Annotated in this window: 16 protein-coding genes; 7 read left to right on the top strand and 9 right to left on the bottom strand. The window is 56.1% G+C overall.

Features of this window, described 5'->3' with window-relative positions; genetic code table 11:
- Positions 1 to 402 precede the first annotated feature (402 nt).
- The 4 genes from P0119_03010 to P0119_03025 all read right to left on the bottom strand — a co-directional run bounded on the left by P0119_03010 (position 403) and on the right by P0119_03025 (position 4555).
- Positions 403 to 1887 (bottom strand): CYTH and CHAD domain-containing protein, encoded by a 1485-nt coding sequence (locus tag P0119_03010; protein MDF0665025.1) that lies wholly within the window; start codon positions 1885 to 1887, stop codon positions 403 to 405.
- 173 nt (positions 1888 to 2060) lie between these two features.
- Positions 2061 to 2444: a CBS domain-containing protein gene (locus tag P0119_03015; GenBank protein ID MDF0665026.1), complete on the bottom strand. Its 384-nt coding sequence runs from the start codon at positions 2442 to 2444 to the stop codon at positions 2061 to 2063.
- A gap of 282 nt (positions 2445 to 2726) precedes the next feature.
- Positions 2727 to 3377, bottom strand: a complete 651-nt coding sequence (locus P0119_03020) for a hypothetical protein (protein MDF0665027.1) — start codon at positions 3375 to 3377, stop codon at positions 2727 to 2729.
- 74 nt (positions 3378 to 3451) lie between these two features.
- On the bottom strand, positions 3452 to 4555 hold the full coding sequence (locus tag P0119_03025) for a hypothetical protein (GenBank protein MDF0665028.1): 1104 nt from the start codon (positions 4553 to 4555) through the stop codon (positions 3452 to 3454).
- A gap of 375 nt (positions 4556 to 4930) precedes the next feature.
- Here P0119_03025 and P0119_03030 point away from each other — a divergent pair, with 375 nt between their 5' ends.
- Entirely contained in the window at positions 4931 to 6244 is a 1314-nt protein-coding gene (locus P0119_03030; protein MDF0665029.1) for an outer membrane beta-barrel protein, read from the top strand.
- 307 nt (positions 6245 to 6551) lie between these two features.
- On the opposite strand, the gene P0119_03035 is transcribed toward P0119_03030, so the two are convergent.
- Positions 6552 to 8231 (bottom strand): ABC transporter ATP-binding protein, encoded by a 1680-nt coding sequence (locus tag P0119_03035; protein ID MDF0665030.1) that lies wholly within the window; start codon positions 8229 to 8231, stop codon positions 6552 to 6554.
- 140 nt (positions 8232 to 8371) lie between these two features.
- Positions 8372 to 8590 (bottom strand): hypothetical protein, encoded by a 219-nt coding sequence (locus tag P0119_03040; protein MDF0665031.1) that lies wholly within the window; start codon positions 8588 to 8590, stop codon positions 8372 to 8374.
- 221 nt (positions 8591 to 8811) lie between these two features.
- On the opposite strand from P0119_03040, the gene P0119_03045 reads away from it, so the two are divergent.
- Together P0119_03045 and nadB are read left to right on the top strand one after the other, a co-directional pair.
- Complete coding sequence (locus P0119_03045) at positions 8812 to 9327, top strand: hypothetical protein (GenBank protein MDF0665032.1); 516 nt, start codon at positions 8812 to 8814, stop codon at positions 9325 to 9327.
- Positions 9328 to 9341: 14 nt separating this feature from the next.
- Positions 9342 to 10964, top strand: a complete 1623-nt coding sequence (gene nadB / locus P0119_03050; GenBank protein MDF0665033.1) for an L-aspartate oxidase — start codon at positions 9342 to 9344, stop codon at positions 10962 to 10964.
- Here nadB and P0119_03055 read toward each other — a convergent pair.
- From P0119_03055 to P0119_03065, 3 genes are all read right to left on the bottom strand, one after another.
- Positions 10897 to 11547: a lytic transglycosylase domain-containing protein gene (locus P0119_03055; protein ID MDF0665034.1), complete on the bottom strand. Its 651-nt coding sequence runs from the start codon at positions 11545 to 11547 to the stop codon at positions 10897 to 10899. The two genes, nadB and P0119_03055, sit on opposite strands and share 68 nt — an antisense overlap.
- A 167-nt stretch (positions 11548 to 11714) precedes the next feature.
- On the bottom strand, positions 11715 to 12536 hold the full coding sequence (locus P0119_03060; protein ID MDF0665035.1) for an aminotransferase class IV: 822 nt from the start codon (positions 12534 to 12536) through the stop codon (positions 11715 to 11717).
- Between the two features lie 48 nt (positions 12537 to 12584).
- Positions 12585 to 14063: an anthranilate synthase component I family protein gene (locus P0119_03065; GenBank protein MDF0665036.1), complete on the bottom strand. Its 1479-nt coding sequence runs from the start codon at positions 14061 to 14063 to the stop codon at positions 12585 to 12587.
- A 241-nt stretch (positions 14064 to 14304) separates the two neighbouring features.
- Between P0119_03065 and P0119_03070 the strand changes: the two genes are divergently transcribed.
- The 4 genes from P0119_03070 to atpF all read left to right on the top strand — a co-directional run bounded on the left by P0119_03070 (position 14305) and on the right by atpF (position 16167).
- Complete coding sequence (locus P0119_03070) at positions 14305 to 14544, top strand: AtpZ/AtpI family protein (protein ID MDF0665037.1); 240 nt, start codon at positions 14305 to 14307, stop codon at positions 14542 to 14544.
- Between the two features lie 12 nt (positions 14545 to 14556).
- The gene (locus P0119_03075) at positions 14557 to 15309 is read left to right on the top strand and encodes a F0F1 ATP synthase subunit A (GenBank protein MDF0665038.1); all 753 of its coding nucleotides are present in this window, start codon (positions 14557 to 14559) and stop codon (positions 15307 to 15309) included.
- Between the two features lie 36 nt (positions 15310 to 15345).
- Positions 15346 to 15576, top strand: a complete 231-nt coding sequence (atpE, locus tag P0119_03080; protein MDF0665039.1) for an ATP synthase F0 subunit C — start codon at positions 15346 to 15348, stop codon at positions 15574 to 15576.
- An 84-nt stretch (positions 15577 to 15660) separates the two neighbouring features.
- Positions 15661 to 16167 (top strand): F0F1 ATP synthase subunit B, encoded by a 507-nt coding sequence (gene atpF / locus P0119_03085; GenBank protein MDF0665040.1) that lies wholly within the window; start codon positions 15661 to 15663, stop codon positions 16165 to 16167.
- The last annotated feature ends 14 nt before the right edge of the window (positions 16168 to 16181 follow it).

The raw sequence follows: 16181 nt of genomic DNA on the forward strand, positions 1-16181 counted from the left end.
TTCTCTCAGAACGTGGACATGATGCGATTCACACGTTGAATCTCTCGGCTGGCAATCACACGAAAGATTCGGTTATCAGCGAGATATCCGTGAGAGAGCAGCGGGTCGTGGTCTCCAAAGGCTCGGATTTCGTATTTTCCCATGTGTTACACGGACGTCCCTGGAAATTGCTATTGATCAAGACAGGCAACATATCCGCTCAGGACTTGAGTGCGTTGCTCGGTCGTCACTGGCCAGTAGTCGAGCAGGTTCTTCAAACCCACACGTTGGTCGAAGTTGATCGATCGTCGGTAATTCCCGTGATCTAGTATGATCCTTGCCTTTTCCAGTCAACGCCGACGGGGACAATGGGGGTGTTCTTCGCTGATGAAGTGACTGCTCTGCGGACAACTATCTTCCCCTTCATCCCCAGGCCTTCTTCCCCCGTTTCAGTAACGTTTTGAACAGCGGCTTCATGTCCTTGCGGATGGTGTCTCGCCGGTGGCGCTGCCGCTCGGCCATGCGTCCTGCGAGAAATCCGGCGCGGACACTCGTCGAATACCTCAGAAACTGTCGGACGTAACGTTCCGCTTGGATCGCATCCTGATGGATGCCCAGGAGATCCTGGAGCGCACGCGCGGACTTGATAAACCGGCTGGCTGGTTTGTCCGCCGAGCTGCGTGCGAGGTCCGTCGCATAGCGGGCGCGTTTGGTCTTAATGCGGATCTTATGAAGTCGGGTGTCTGACGGCAAGGGACCTAGTCGGCAGATCGCCTTGCGCAGTTTTTTGAACGTTCGCTTGGCGAGCTGACGGACCGTCAGGGGAGATTCCACCACCGAGGGGGCCTGCGCCGCTTGTTGCAGCCGCCGGATGAGTTCGAAGTATCGAGCGCTCGTGAGTTCGCTGAGCACCATCTGCTGAACGGCTACTCGTCGTGTGTGAAGATGAGAAATAAATTGGTCCAACAGTTTGCGATCTCCAGCCGCCAATCCAGCAGATTCTTCCGTGAAATAGGCGATCTGGACGTCAAGATCGCGGGCCTGTCCCAACAGCTCGCTCAGCCACTTGAGCTCCTGTTGCAACGACGTCACCCACTCGGGGAGAAGAATCGGTCGAGCTGTGCAGAGGACCACGCGCAGGCGTCTCGTCGCGACACGCAGTTGATGCAGGCTCTCAGGCTCAGTTCCAAGCCTCGTGCCGGGATCATGGGCGAGGAGCCATACGACGTGCTGAGCGAGCGCCCACTTTATGTACTCAACCACCGGCGCGTCCGGTTGAGGCTGCGCAGGTGGCATGGGAGCTGCGAGGGAGAGGGCACGAAAGAACTTTGGCTGTCCATCATGATCAGAAGCACCGGCTTCCCGCATTTGCTGTTCGAGGGAACGAAGCGAGGCCTCGTCGCCCCGCCGTTGTTCGATTTCAAGTTCGTGAAAGCGCTGGGTGGTGCGGTCGTTCTTGTCGACTGACACTCGGTCGAGGCTGATCTCCGCGACGGGTATTCGGCCATGACGCACCAGGAAGCCTCTTCTCCAGGCGCGCAGCGTCGCGACCGGCAGCAGTTTCCGATGTCCAAGGTGGAGAATCAGCAAGCCGCGTAGCGAGGGCGGTGGAACGGCCTCGCCGTCGATCACCTCTATCTCCTGCCGATCATCGCCCAACGGAATTTTCAGCTGCCATGACTTCTTCCCCTTTTCGATTCTATGGCGAAGGGTAATCTTTGCATGGGCCAAGTCGTAGGCGGCGGTGTCGTAATAGGTGGAGATCAACTGCCGCCGAGGGAGCGGCGTGCCGGGAAGCCGAGGCATGCGAAAGCCGGGAGCAACGGCCAGCTTGAGTTCATGCTCGGTCTGCGACGACATCGAACCTGAGCGGTAAAGAGGCGCGAGATGGGTGTCCGACCGAGTCATCGTGGAATTCTCATGGCAGAGCCGACCCACCCTATAAGTGTCAACGCAGGGGAGAGAGAAATGCAAGTCAGGGGGTGGTCAGGGAATAGGAGGGCAGTTCGCCCGTGCAACCGGCGACATGGAGGCGAAGGGCTGCCTAGCTTCGTAGGCGCGGCTCAGGCAAGGTAAGGCTGTTAGAAGGCGTCGAGGGACACCGGTCGGAGAAAATCCCGAACCGACAGCAGGCCGATGAGTGTCCCTCCTTTAGTCACGCCGAGGTGGAGAGTGCGATGCTTATCCATAAGGTCGGCGGCTTCCGTCAGCGGCCGCCGCTCTTCGATGCCGGGCACAGGACTGCTCATGATATCCTCCACCGGCACGAAGTAGGGCGCTTTCTCGACTCCCACGAATTTTCTGACGACATCCGATTCCGTTACGATGCCGATGATCTGCGTTTGGCGCCTTACCAACAGACTTTCGACGTTGCAGGCTTTCATGAGTTTCGCCGCTTCGACGACCGACGTGCCTGCATCCACTGTCACCGGTTCCTTGTGCATCAAGTTGCCGACTGTGATCATACTGATCCTCCTGTTTGTTATTTGTGATTTGACATCAAGCCTATCGAGGATATGTTGCGTCGGGGTTAGGAGGATGTTACAAACCGGTAAAATCTGAAGGGAGGAGAACTATCCTTACACGGCTTTAGCAGGTTGCGGAAAACTCCTCCGTTCAACCTTCGAGAGCCTCAGGATGAACGGTGTAGTCATTGAATTTACTGAAGTTGTCCGTTCGTGCTGAGCCCGTCGAAGCACGCAAATCGCGTTTTTCCACAGTCTATTAGGGAGCAAACATGGTTGCGGTCACTCGAATTCTTCCCATCCACTCAAGCGACTGCCCAGGACCAGCGTGCGCTTTGTGGTGGAAACGAGTATGAGCCCGTTGTCATTCTCCACGCCGACGATGCGCTCATGCACGTCCAACGGCTTCGACGCAAAGCCGCCGAGAAGCGGCGTGAATCCGATCATTCGCTCATTGGTGATGAAGACCGCTCCATAGTCGTTGCTGTGGAAGCGATTCACTTTTTCCCGCACGCCTAACGTTTCTTCGAGCCAGAGACCGTTGACGCCGCGAAAACCGTACACATGCCGATCCGTCCTGATGAGGCTGAAGCTTGGGAGGATCTTCCGTTCGAGGACTGTTTCGTTCACGTCCAGTTCAATTTTGGTCCATGTGAGGGCGCGGCTTGAAAACCCTAGGAGTCGACGAGATGTCACCACCATGCCGTTGATACCATTCGTGCCCGAACTGCTCACGCTTTCCTGAGCACCCAACGCGATTTCCCTCCGCCCGCTCAGTTGGCTGGTCGCCACGGCCAGACCAGATTCGAACCATAACGAGACCTCTGATTGAGAGTCTGCTGCAGTGACGGCGGGTGAAAACGTCAAAGTCAGAGAAAGGCCGGCTATGCAGAAGAATCGGACCAAAGGGGAAAGGGCATCAGCCGTCTTCATATTCCAAGGAAATCGATGTGTATCGGTTCCCCAATCGTCTACAAGCTGTCGCGTGATGACAGGACATGAGACGCTCAGTGGCCGACCCCTATCGGCAGAAATGGAAGGGCGATGGAAAGCGTGATCAAAATGATGATAATCCACTCAAGCACTTCCATCCGTCTGGTGCCGGCACGATCCGTCATCTTGCCGTAAATGCTTTCCAAAGTCTGAAGTTTGCGCAGAATGCTCGCGTCCCAGGCCTCCAAGTGAAAGCGCTGCGAGACCAATCGATAGACCCGCGCAAGATACTGGTCGCCCAGCAGCTTCAAGGTGTTGGTGACGCGTTCAAAAATCAACGCACTGTCTACCTGAAGCTGCGCAATGTGCGTCATGTCCTTTTCATGGAAGCCGGGCAATGATAAGAGACGGGGCTTCCGTGACAACGCCTCGTAGCCTTCGTCCAGTGCACGATCGAGCTGTTCATCGAGGATCCGCATCTCCAGCAACTCGACGTTGGCGAATTCCAGCACCGCCCGGACGTCGTCCATCTCCTTGCCGAACAAGACGGCTGAATGCCAGTCGATGATCGCGGCATCCTCTTGACCGAACGAGATGCGGCAAGCAACGGCGTCCGTCACTTCTTGTTCAGAAAACGGGGCTCGCTCTGCGCGCAGAATATGAGCCAGGTCGGTTTCATTGCTCGTCCATAACGGCGGCCTCGCCGGCATATGAGACTCAATCGAGAAAATAATGTAATCTTCCACCTCCTGCGCAATGGACGGCCGCTCGACTGCTGGGCCCAACACTTGGAGCAGCTGTTCCACGCGGGTGCGTGAATCGGCCAAAAGTTGTTCATGCTCGTAGAGCGACTCGCTCAGATCCAGTAACCGATCGAACGATCCGTCGATCGGGAAGCGATAGGTGATGGTCACAGCCCCGAAGTCGTACACCATCGCTTCGACCGTCGAACTGGTCTGATACTGACCGATGTCGAACACGCTTCCTTCCTGAACGAGTCGCAGGGGAGCCGGTCGATACTCGAAGTACTGAGGGGCCCTGGTTTTATGGCGCAGGCGCCCTCGCTCCGTCCCGGCGATGATCCGCGGCTCCGCATCAGTCAGGTTGATGGAGAGACCGACATCGTATGCGAAAAGGGCGAAACAAGTTCCTTTGGTGATGATGGCATGTTCCGGCATGGCGATTCCGCGCAGACCATCATTTTACCAGTTTCACCGCAGGAGAGATTGTCCGGAAAACGTCTTAAGTCTGTTGCGTACTATGGCAGGCCGTGTGATGGCCTGACATAGAGGCTCGCTGGGAGACGCAACGCTGCTTGTGCCGTCCAGCATGTCGCTACCGAAGTCGTGAATCACTGCCTGATCCCTGAAAGGGCGTAGAATTCAAGTTCGCCTAAGAGGGACTGCGGTATTATCACGGGATACTGTTGTGCATGACATGCTCGGACCGACATGAGGGCCATCGGTGCCAAGGGCAATCCTTCCGACATGGTTGATCATCTTGGCATGCCTGATGCGATGGACAGGTACCGGCTGAAACGGGCACGGTAGGTTATGCAGGATACAATTCCTGACTCGGTGGTCTATTTTCGGTCGTCTATATTACGGCGCTGTCCAGCTGTCATCCTAATAACCCTGTTCCTCATGTGGGGGATCGCGTTTGTTGAGGCGCGGGCCGATACACCGGAGAGCGAAGGGGACGAAACGCTGGATCACGTCGCCCTCCGGCACAAGGGCACGCCGAGAGCTGTCGCGAAGCGCCTGCTCTCGGAGGACTTGGGATTGCGGTTGTACGGCTATCTCGAGGGCTCTTATACGCAGAACTTCAGTAATCCTTCCAATAACATCAATCAGCTTCGTATCTTCGACGTGAATTCGAACCAGTTTCGGCCGAATCTCGCGCAATTCGTGTTGGAGAGAGAAGCCAAAGCCGACGGAAATTGGAAAGATCGCGCCGGGTTTCGCGTGAAGTTCAATGTCGGCCGCGATTCTGATTTCATCGGTGGCGTCGGGCTTAGCACCTGGGCCGATTTCCAGGAATTCTATGTGCAGTATGTGGCGCCGGTTGGGAAGGGACTCACGATACAACTCGGTCAGTTCAATACCTTGATCGGCTACGAAGTCGTGGAAAGCCCGCATAATCCCAATTATTCGAGATCGTGGCTCTTCGGCCTCGGGCAGCCGTTTACGACTCGAGGAGGGCGGCTGTCATATGACATCACGGAACGGATCTCTCTGTCGGTCGGGGTGATCGGCTACATCAACTCGGCGCGAGGAAACAGTCAACATGACTCATTGATGGAATCAGCTCTGACCATCAGTCCGTTTGATCGGGTCAAACTGACAATGTACGGCTTGGCCGGGCCGCGGCCTGGAATGAGCGGGACGCCCGGTGGGGATCTCCTGTTGGTCGGGGGATTTGCCAGCTTCCAGGCGACAGACCAGACTTCGTTCGTCCTTGAGTCTTACTATGCGAATCAGGCGAACAGCAGCAGGATCAGCGAGGCAGGCAATGCGCGGTGGAACGGAGTGGCGGGCTATGTGATCCATGATTTTACCAAGCAATGGGGAGTACGGCTTCGCGGGGAACTGTTTGAGGATGCCGGCGGATTTGTAACCTGCGAAGGAACGACGGCTTACCAGCCGAGAGCCAACGTCTGCTTCGGGGCCACCTCGACGTCACAAGCGCCGCCCGTCGCTCAAACCCTCTGGGAAGTCACCTCGACATTACAATACAAGCCGTTCAAATCCCTCATCACCCGGCTGGAATATCGGTACGACAAGTCCAATCAGAACGTGTTTCAAATCGGTTCACGCGCGACCAGCTATCAATCGACGCTGTCATTGGAGGTTATCTATCTGTTCTGAGCAGACCGATATCGCTCAAGATTCTCCTCCGGCGTGATGGCGTCAGCCGGTGCGGCGGGAATTAAAGATGGAAAGCCGTAGAAACCAGGTAGCCAACACAAACGGCATGGTGAGCCCTTGGACCGGAGCGTAAACCTCGGCCTCTTCGCTTGCTGCTGCCTTGCTGGACAGCCTTTTTGAGCATCCCGAAGGGATTCCGGCGTTAGCACCGTGCGGACAATTCCAGCTATATTGTTGGCATCTGTCGAGCTTTTCCGCAGCCTGAAATTTGAGAAATCTGGAATGAGCGCCTTTTGAAACAATTGAGTCAAACAGCCGGCTCATTTAAGCGGATGGTATAGAGGTAGTGGTACAGCCCGTTGCGGGCCATCAACTGGGTGTGGGTGCCTTCTTCCACCAACTTCCCCTTGTCCAAGACCAGAATTCGGTCCGCGGATTGGATGGTCGACAGCCGGTGGGCGACGACGAAGGTCGTGCGACCCTCCATGAGTCGTTGAAGGGCTTCCTGCACCAGCCGTTCTGATTCGGTATCCAACGAGGAGGTGGCTTCGTCCAGTAACAAAATGCGAGGATTCTTCAAAATCGCCCGAGCGATCGCAATTCGCTGGCGTTGTCCGCCTGAGAGGTTGACCCCCTTCTCGCCCACCAAGGTTTGATACCCGTCCGGCAAGCTGGTGATGAAGTCATGCGCATGCGCAGCCTGGCTCGCCTCCAATACTGCGGTTTCATTCGCTGCCATATCGCCGTAGCGAATGTTGTCGAGGATGGTGCCCCCAAAGAGGATCGTTTCTTGTGGGACAAGCGCAATCTGTCGGTACCAACTCTCAACGGTCACCTGGCGCAAGTCTTTGCCGTCGATCGTGATGCGACCTTCCGTCGGATCGTAGAAGCGGTGAAGCAGGTTGACCACGGTAGTCTTTCCGGCACCGGTCGGCCCTACCAACGCGACCAGTTCACCCGGCTTGGCTTCGAACGACAGGTTGGACAGCACCGGATGGCGAGCATCATAGCTGAAGTTGACGCTTTCCACCCGCATCTGACCATCGACGGTCACCAGCGTCTGGGCGTCGGGCCGATCGCAAATGTCCGGCTGAGCATCCAGAATTTCGAAGACCCGTTGCGTCGCTCCTTGGGCTTCCTTGACCTGCGCAAACACGCGGGCTGCCGAGCTGAAGGGACCGATCAAGATGCCGGCGAACAAGACGAAGGCGAACAGATCGCCGGGCGTGACGACCCCCTCGATGACTTGTCTGCCTCCATACCACAGCACCGCCGTTGCCGATGAGAACGTCAGGAGGCTGATGACCGGAATGAAGACGGCCATGATGGCGGCTCGGCGGAGTGTGAGGTGGAGCGTGTGATCGACCTGATCCGCGAAACGAGCCTTTTCCCGTTGCGTCTGGACGAATGATTTGACGATGCGAATGCCGGAAATCACTTCTTCGACGAGAGTGCTGAGCGCGGCTGTCTGGTCTTGAATCGAGGTGGAAAGGGATTTCAACCTGCGACCGAATATCTTGGCGACCAGGACCAGTAATGGGAGCAGGATGAGGATCAGGAGGCAGAGGCGCCAATTCATCATGAGCAGGAACGTGATGCCGCCGACGAACGTCACGAGTTGTTTCACCCCGTCGATGGGGGCTTCTGTCACGATGGATTGGATCACCGTCACATCGGTCATCAATCGGGAGAGCAGCTCTCCCGTACGGCGCCGAGCAAAAAAGCTGACCGTCAGCGTCTGCAGGTGGCTGAAGAGGTGCTTGCGAAAGTCGGCGACGACTTCCTGAGAGACCCATGCGGTCAGATAGCTATGACCCATCGAGCAGAACCCCTGTAGGATCACCAGGACCAGGAACAGGCCGATCGATTGCGTCATCTTATCGGCATCGTGCTGAACCGTGATGATATCCCAAAGGGTGCCGGCCAACCGAACCAACGCGAGATTGATGAGTGCAACCCCGCTCACCAGGAGCCCGGCCAGCATCATACGCGCCACATAAGGACGCACGAACGGGAAAAATCTTTTGAAGATCGACATCGTGGTCAGGGGGTGTGATCGGACAGGCGATCGTGTTCCGTTTTACGGCTACGGTCAAACAATAGGCTGACGGGGGTGAGATGGAGCGACTAGAGTTGAGCGATCGACTCGATCAGATTCTTATTGACCGCCACGAAATCCGACCGGTCTTTATCGTTGATCACGACGTCTGTCAGACTGATGAAGAGACGTGCTTCTTCGTTGATCGCATCGGAGACGCGATTCCGCATCGGAGGCACCAGGAAGTCTCCCACATAGGTACAATTGACCGTCCGTACGCGGATGCGGACTTTCCTCCCCTCGGCCACGGTTCCCTCCTCCCGCCACGCCGGCTGAGCTTAGCTTTTGCGGCGAAGAAATTTCTGACGCTGGCGCAACTTCTTGTACTTGTGCTTCCGCATCTTCTTTCGTCGCTTTTTCAGGACGCTTGACATGTGCTGTATCTCCTTAAGGAGGGGCGAGTCTAAGTGCTTTCCGCCAAAAATGCAAGCTCATGGCGCTCTTTTGCCCTGTGCTATACTGCCTTCCCATGTTTGTCCGAAGATGTGACCCTTCACCGTCTACATTCATCTCGTGGCTCATACTACTCGCGCTTGTGTTCGGTGGATGTCCATCGAAGACCATCCAATACCCAGCAGAGCATGAGCGACTCCTCCGCATCGATCAAGCGGTGGAATCGTTACGGAGCGCCTATCAACAAAAGGATCGGGCCGGTTTTCAATCCATGCTGTTGCCGCTCGATCAACTGGACGAGCTGAAACGACAGGTCGACATGGATTTCGAAGCCTTTTCCGTTATCTCCGTCGAATTCAAGATTGAACGGGTGGTGATCGAGAAAGACGACATCGATGTCTTCATCCACTGGCAAGGGACGTGGAAAAGGGATGCCGGTGACATGGGTATCCGGCAACGAGGATACGCACGATTGCAATGGTCTGGTACACACTCGATTCGCTTGCGCAGCGCACAGGGAGATTTGCCCTTTGGGATGAAGACAAAACAGATGTTGTCGGAACCTCTCTCGCCGCTCACCCAACCACAATGACGATGCCGCGGAGTATGTTGGGAGCAGATTTTCTCGTCATCGGCAGCGGAGTCGCCGGGCTTCGCGCAGCCCTGGACCTCTGCCGAGTAGGCCGGGTGATCGTTCTTACCAAAGGGCATCCCTTACAGAGCAATTCCATCTTTGCGCAAGGCGGGGTTGCCGTGGCCTTGAGCGAAGAGGATGATGTCGCCATCCATTTGACGGATACCGTGAAGGCAGGACACGGCCTCTGTCGTCGTGAGGCCGTGCGGGTGTTGGTTGAGGAAGGACCGGATCGGATTCAAGAGCTCATTCGTTGGGGTGCGAAATTCGACAAAACGGGTGGGAAGTTTGCATTTGCTCGCGAAGCGGCCCACAGCCGCAGCAGAATCCTCCGTGCGAGAGGCGATGCGACAGGAAACGAGATGGTGCGGGTATTGATGGCGCAGGCCGCGCGACAAAAGCGGATCGTCCGGCTGGATTACCACTTCACCGTCGATCTTGTGGTTGAGGAAGGCCGCTGTTGCGGAGCGGTCGTGCTCGATGAACATTCAGAGGAACACCTCATCATTCCTGCAAAAGCCGTCGTCCTGTCGACCGGGGGCGCGGGACAGATTTTTGCGCGTACCACAAATCCGCCCAATGCGACCGGCGACGGTATGGCCATGGCGTTCCGGGCAGGCGCGGAGCTACAAGATATGGAATTCGTCCAGTTTCACCCGACGTCGCTGTACCTACCATCGAGTCCGCCTTTCTTGTTGTCGGAAGCCATGCGAGGAGAGGGAGGTCAGTTGCGCAACAATAGGGGAGAGCCGTTTATGCAGCGGTATCACCCGCTCGGCGTCTTGGCTCCGCGGGATATCGTCGCGCGGGCGATCTGGGCGGAAATGGCGGCGACACGGGCGCGACATGTCTATCTTGATGTGACTCACTTGGGGTCGAGTTTTGTCAAACGGCGATTTCCGACGATCTATGCGACCTGTCTACGCCACGATATCGATATCACGGAAGAATGGATCCCGGTCTCTCCGAGCGCCCATTACATGATGGGGGGAGTCGCGACTGATATCAATGGAGCCACGACATTGCCGGGTCTTTTTGCAGCGGGCGAGGTGGCTTGTAGCGGTGTGCACGGCGCTAACCGACTGGCCAGCAATTCATTGCTGGAGGGATTGGTTTTCGGAATGCGGGCCGGAGTTGCCGCAGTAGGCTGGGCCTTTCGTAGTTCGATGCCCGATTTGACTCACCATGTGGAGCGCTTGAAGCGCGTTCGTTTGGAACGATTGGAGGATGCCGAAAAGGTACGCAGCTCCCTTCGACGGACCATGTGGGGGCAAGTAGGGCTCGTCCGTTCTCGGGAATCGCTCGTTCGCGCCACGGCTCAGCTTGCGCGGTGGGAACGGATGGTGTCCAGGTCCTTTGCTGGGAGAGCCGACCTGGAGGTCAAGAACATGGTTCAGGTGGCCCATTGCGTGGCGGAAGCGGCACTCTGGAGAGAAAACAGCGTCGGCGCCCATTACCGATCCGATTTTCCAGAGTCCAAACGGCCGGGCTGGAAACAACATAGTCAATTGTGTTCGGAGATCCGAACTACTCGCCGGACCGATTTGAAGCCACAGGGGCGGGTCGTGGCATTGCGGACTCCGAGGACGGGATGACGTGTCCGGTCGCGGCAAGGTCACGGGCGAGGAAGAGCCGATAATACCGCAAGACCTTGCGGACGTATTGGCGGGTTTCGTCGATCGGCGGAAGAGTTCGGTAACGATCGATGGTATGCTCCCCAGCGTTATAGGCGGCGAGCGCCAGTGGAAGGTTGCCGCGAAATCGGTCGAGCAGCTGGCGTAGGTATTTTGTCCCTCCTCTGATATTGTCCTCGGGATCGTAGAGGTCTCGGACATCCAACCTCACGGCCGTTTGCGGCATCAATTGCATCAATCCGACGGCTCCAGCTCGTGATACCGCGCGAGGGTCGAAATCCGATTCGGCCTTGATGATGGCGCGGATAAGGGCAGGGTGCAGTTGATGCTGCCGTGAGAATCGACTAATCATCGGATTCAACTCTTCTTCCGAAAGAACGGGATGCAGGCGATTCGGGTGGGGGTCGATCCGGTGGTATCGAGCATCAGAGGGAACGTTGGTGAGCGATATCGTCCCTTTGGCATCGACATATTGATAAATCTCAGCCCGATTGTCACTTGGAACGGTTAGCAGGATACCACTCAACGCGACGAGGACGCCCATGCCAGGCCGGCTGATTGAAGCGCGAGGTCGGATATTCAGCTTTGGCATGTTCAAACGATAGCAGTCTGTCACTGTCTGTCAAGGAAAGGCAGATCCGGTGCCTTTGAGATCTGAAGAATTCTGAGAAAAAACGGGAAGATGAGGTTTAATCGGCGGGAAGGACCGTCCTAGAATCGGCCTCGCACCGCCACGAACTGTTCCCTTAGCCACTGGGTGACCGGACCAGGTTTCCCGTCGCCGACAGGCCTACGGTCGACGGAAGTCACAGGCATGATTTCCATGCTGGTGTTCGTCAGAAAGCATTCATCGGCCCGGTATAACTGGTCGACGGCATAGCGACCTTCTTCGACGTGGATGTTGAGTTCTTCGGCCATCCGAAGCACGACCATTCTGGTGATGCCGTCGAGTAAGCCGCATGCCAGAATAGGCGTTCGTAGCTTGCCGTCCATCACTAGAAACAGATTGCTGACGGTGCATTCGGTCAGATGCTGTTCCCGATTGAGCAGGATGCTGTCGAATGCGCCTGCTGCGATCGCTTCACGTTTGGCTTGGATATTGTTCAAGAAGCTGGTGGTCTTGATCTGTGGCGGCAAGGCACTCGGCAGATTTCGTTTCGTGGAAGCCACGATCACGTCGACGCCTCTTTCATAGAGATGGGACGCCGGAGGCACGAGTGGCTTGGCCATCACGACGACGGTCGGCGATGAACAGAGTGCCGGGTCTAGTCCGATGTCTCCGGCTCCTCTGGTGACCGTGATCCTTAGATAGGCGTCATGCCGATCGGTCCCGACCTCGTTACGGGCCATGGCTTCATGCAGAATGCCTGGCCAATCTTCCAATGGAATTGGGATCGTCAGACCGATCGTCTCAGCGGACCGGAGCAATCGTGACAGATGTTCATTCAGCATGAAGATGCGGGGGCCGTACGAACGAATCGTTTCATAGACCCCATCGCCGTAGAGAAATCCATGGTCGAAGACGGAGACCACGGCCTCCTCGTCTGTGACGAACTTGTTATTCAGGTATATCCACATCGGTTATAAGAAGGCGCTGAAGAAAGCCTGGGCCTTATGGATCGTTTCCTCATATTCGCGCGTCGGTTCCGAATCGGCCACAATCCCTGCTCCGACTTGGAGATAGCCCACCGCATGTCTCATAACCAACGTGCGTATCAGGATATTGAAGTCGAGATCTCCGCTCCAGCTGAGATAACCCATCGAGCCGGTGTACGGGCCGCGCCGCACGGGCTCCAACTCCTCGATGATCTCCATGCAGCGGATCTTTGGGACACCGGTGATTGTTCCACCAGGGAACATGGCTTTCAGCAGGTCGAAACCCGTCGCATGGCCCCTGAGGGTGCCGGCCACATGTGAGACCAGGTGGTTGACATGGGAATATTGCTCGACCGTCATCAATTCATTCACATGGACGGTCCCGAAACGGCAGACTCGACCGAGGTCGTTCCGCTCAAGATCGACCAACATGACATGTTCCGCACGTTCCTTTTCGTTCGTCAGTAATTCATCGATCAGCCGCCGATCGTCGTCGGAGGTTCTCCCCCGGGGTCGGGTGCCCGCGATCGGCCTCGTATCGGCTCGACGTCCTTCCAGCCGAACGAGTCGTTCAGGTGAGGAACTGATGAGACGAACTGCATCGAACCGGAGTAATCCCGAAAAGGGGGAAGGGTTCAATGAACGCAATCGACTATAGACGGCCAGATCGGTTTCAAGGTTCTCAAGAGAGGAGAAGATTTCACTGGTCACAGTGAAACGGTGGGAGAGGTTGACTTGATAGACATCACCGGCTGCGATGTATTCCTGGCAACGGCGTACGTTCTGACTATAGGACGCCTGCTCCTGCTGCGGTGTAAACGTCAGGCGACCGAGATTGCTCCACTGTGCATCGGCCCTGTCGGGCCTGGTCAATCGGGCGTCGAATTCGGCCAGTCGATCCCTTCCCTCACGAAACAGTTTTTCCCGGGGCTCACCCAAGAATCGCTCGAGCGGCGGACAGAACATGAGCACCAGACGGTCCAACTCATGGTCGAGTGCTGCGACAAGATCGAAAAACGCGAACTCCAGATCAGGGCCGGCAAGGTCATCGAGGGCCAAGGACGGCAGCCTTTCGAACTGGCGTGCGAGATCATAACTCAAGTAACCGACTGCACCGCCAAAAAAAGGTGGGACATCGGGAGGACGGGCGATTCGCTGACGATTCAGGAGGTGAGCCAATCCTTGAAACGGAGATGCGCCTGAGTCCATGTGGCCTTGAATCGATCGGTGCACCAACGTATGCCCTTTCCCGTACAATGTTTGATAGGGATCGACGCCAAAGTACGAATACCGTCCCATGGCGCCCTTACCGTTACCGCTCTCAAAGAGAAACGAGGGATGTTCAGCCGAGGCGACCTTCGCGTACAATTGAAACGGGCTTGCCGAGCGAGAAGGGCCGGCCAGGATGAGCGGTGAAGGAGAACCGTGCAAAAATGGAATCGACGAGGGTAAGGTTCTCGGCATAGTAGGCCCGTTTCCAACAGGAACGAGTGATCACCGCCTCTGCAGGAAGCCCCGTTTGTCCGCCCTCCGCAGTAGTCTGCTACGGAGGATGGATGGAGCCGTGGGGCTTTACTATACCGTAGCGATTTCTGCGAGCATAGGCCTCCAACCGCTTGACATTCAAAGCACGGGTTTGCTTAAATTGCGCACCCGATGAGGGGCAGAGTTCTGCTCACCTGCTCTCGCCTTCCGTGGGTTTGGGATGCCCTCTCAACAAGATCCCTTATACGCGGGGCTCGGTCAGGCCGTTCGAATCGGAACGGAACTGCTGGCTGCGCTGATCGTCGGAGGTGGGCTTGGATGGGTCGTCGATACGTATCTCTTAGGGACAACTCCGTGGGGTCTCATCATTGGGTTGGTCTTCGGTGCGGCGGCTGGAATGAGGAACGCCTATCGATCCGCACAACGATGGCAAGGCCCGTCGAACAACGCAAATAAGTAAGCAGGGATAGTCATGGAAGAAAGTCCGCTTCATCAATTCGAGCTTCATCACTGGATTCCGCTCTCGATCGGCGGTGTGGACATTTCCATCAATAAAGCCGTGATCTTTATGTGGATTGTCATCGCCGTCGCGGCGGTCCTCATGATCATGGCAGGATCGTCGCGCAAATTGGTGCCCGGCAAGTTGCAGAGCCTGGCGGAGATGCTGGTGGAGTTCATTCGGAACATGATCCTAGATACGATGGGGAAGGATGGGCTGCGATTTTTCCCGTTCGTCGCCACGCTCTTCTTATTTATTCTTTTTTCCAATTATATCGGGTTGATTCCGGGCACCTATACGGTGACGAGCCAAATTGTCGTGACGTCCGTCTTCTCGTGCGTTGTGTACGGGCTGAGCTTGGTTTTGGGATTCTGGTTACATGGTGCAAAGTTTCTAGGGATCCTTATCCCGCCTGGAACTCCTGCATGGCTGGTGCCGTTGATGATCCCGATCGAGATCGTCAGTCAGTTGGCGCGGCCTGTTTCACTGGCTGTTCGGCTTTTTGCGAATATGACGGCGGGCCATGTGATGCTCGCGGTTCTGTTCAGCCTCACGATCAGCGGTGGATTGTTGATCGGGTGGCTGCCTTTAGCGATTTCACTTCTCGTGTATGGATTGGAATTCCTCCTTATCGCAGGCATTCAAGCCTATATTTTTACCATCTTGACCTGTGTCTACTTGGGGGACGCGTTTCATTTGCATGGCCATGATGAGCACGCGCATTAGCGCGTGCCGGTTTAGACAAGAGAGGAGTAGGACATAATGGATTCAGCAGCAGCAGGGTTGATCGGTATGGGATGTGCTGCGGCAGGGTTTGCCGGGGCCGGTGTGGGGATCGGCTACATCTTCGGGAAGATGATTGAAGTGGTGGCACGCCAGCCTGAAGCAGAAGCTCGCGTCACGAAGTATATGTGGATCGGGTTCGCGCTGGTAGAAGCTATTGCTCTGTACGGCCTGGTCATCGCCTTCATCATCATGGGCTTTCGGAAGTAGGGAGCGTTAACCGTTATTCGTTAACCGTTCATCGAGAGGGTATTCTCGTTTGACGATTCACGTGTAACGTTTTGCGAAACGTATATGCCACAGTTTGAATCTGACTTTTTTTCTTCTTTGATTTTCTGGGAGATCGTTTCGTTTGGGATTCTCTTGTTTCTGCTCTACAAGTATGCATTTCCCGGCATCTTGAGTGTCTTGGAGGAGCGAGAAAAGAAAATTAAGGACAGCCTCGATCAGGCTGAGCAGCACCGGTTCGAGGCTGAGCGACGGCTCAGAGAATATGAGGCTAAGCTTCACGCGGCGGGGAAGGAAGCCGAGGCTATACTCGCCGCGGCAAAAGAGCGCGCTCAACGGTTGCTCGATGAAAACGAACAACGGTTGACCGCGGAGGCCGAACGTATCAAGGGCGATGCGACACGCGAGATCGAGCAAGAGCGTCGTAAAGCGCTACAAGATATTCGAACCCAGACGACTGAACTCGCTCTTATGGTGGCGGAAAAAGTGGTTCAGCGGAGCCTGACAGAGGCTGATCAGAAAAAGTTTGCAGACGAGGCGCTCGAGGCTCTTTCGAAATCGCAGCCACGCTGACATGTCGTCAGCTA

It is taken from the genome of Nitrospira sp. (assembly GCA_029194665.1).
In the GTDB taxonomy this organism is placed as follows: Bacteria; Nitrospirota; Nitrospiria; order Nitrospirales; family Nitrospiraceae; genus Nitrospira_D.

Coding starts and splice junctions, on each gene's coding strand:
- nadB (MDF0665033.1), top strand. CDS start 9,342: ATGTTGGGAGCAGATTTTCTCGTCATCGGCAGCGGAGTCGCCGGGCTT.
- P0119_03075 (MDF0665038.1), top strand. CDS start 14,557: ATGGAAGAAAGTCCGCTTCATCAATTCGAGCTTCATCACTGGATTCCG.
- atpF (MDF0665040.1), top strand. CDS start 15,661: ATGCCACAGTTTGAATCTGACTTTTTTTCTTCTTTGATTTTCTGGGAG.
- P0119_03035 (MDF0665030.1), bottom strand. CDS start 8,231: ATGATGCTGGCCGGGCTCCTGGTGAGCGGGGTTGCACTCATCAATCTC.
- P0119_03030 (MDF0665029.1), top strand. CDS start 4,931: ATGCAGGATACAATTCCTGACTCGGTGGTCTATTTTCGGTCGTCTATA.
- P0119_03020 (MDF0665027.1), bottom strand. CDS start 3,377: ATGAAGACGGCTGATGCCCTTTCCCCTTTGGTCCGATTCTTCTGCATA.
- P0119_03025 (MDF0665028.1), bottom strand. CDS start 4,555: ATGCCGGAACATGCCATCATCACCAAAGGAACTTGTTTCGCCCTTTTC.
- P0119_03015 (MDF0665026.1), bottom strand. CDS start 2,444: ATGATCACAGTCGGCAACTTGATGCACAAGGAACCGGTGACAGTGGAT.
- P0119_03010 (MDF0665025.1), bottom strand. CDS start 1,887: ATGACTCGGTCGGACACCCATCTCGCGCCTCTTTACCGCTCAGGTTCG.
- P0119_03070 (MDF0665037.1), top strand. CDS start 14,305: ATGCCCTCTCAACAAGATCCCTTATACGCGGGGCTCGGTCAGGCCGTT.
- P0119_03045 (MDF0665032.1), top strand. CDS start 8,812: ATGTTTGTCCGAAGATGTGACCCTTCACCGTCTACATTCATCTCGTGG.
- P0119_03055 (MDF0665034.1), bottom strand. CDS start 11,547: ATGGGCGTCCTCGTCGCGTTGAGTGGTATCCTGCTAACCGTTCCAAGT.
- atpE (MDF0665039.1), top strand. CDS start 15,346: ATGGATTCAGCAGCAGCAGGGTTGATCGGTATGGGATGTGCTGCGGCA.
- P0119_03065 (MDF0665036.1), bottom strand. CDS start 14,063: ATGCCGAGAACCTTACCCTCGTCGATTCCATTTTTGCACGGTTCTCCT.